Here is a 222-nt window from a genome sequence, read left to right on the forward strand (position 1 = left end):
GGGGTCGTACTTTGCGCAGCAGCACAATGTTTGGGGCACGTCGTAGTGGTTTGCCCCGGGGTCGGGGCGTGGTCAGCTCGTAAGTACCGTTGCGGAATACCACCGCGCTGAGCACCGTTTTCGGGGGTCGTACTTTGCGCAGCAGCACAATGTTTGGGGCACGTCGTAGTGGTTTGCCCCGGGGTCGGGGCGTGGTCAGCTCGTAAGTACCGTTGCGGAATA

1 protein-coding gene is annotated in these 222 nt (G+C 61.3%); it reads right to left on the minus strand.

Features of this window, described 5'->3' with window-relative positions:
• A partial coding sequence (locus BEN49_RS28955; protein WP_204376153.1) for a hypothetical protein occupies window positions 1-222 on the minus strand: 222 nt, incomplete at both ends.

Origin of the sequence: Hymenobacter coccineus, assembly GCF_001816125.1 — a bacterium.
GTDB classification, from domain to species: domain Bacteria; phylum Bacteroidota; class Bacteroidia; order Cytophagales; family Hymenobacteraceae; genus Hymenobacter; species Hymenobacter coccineus.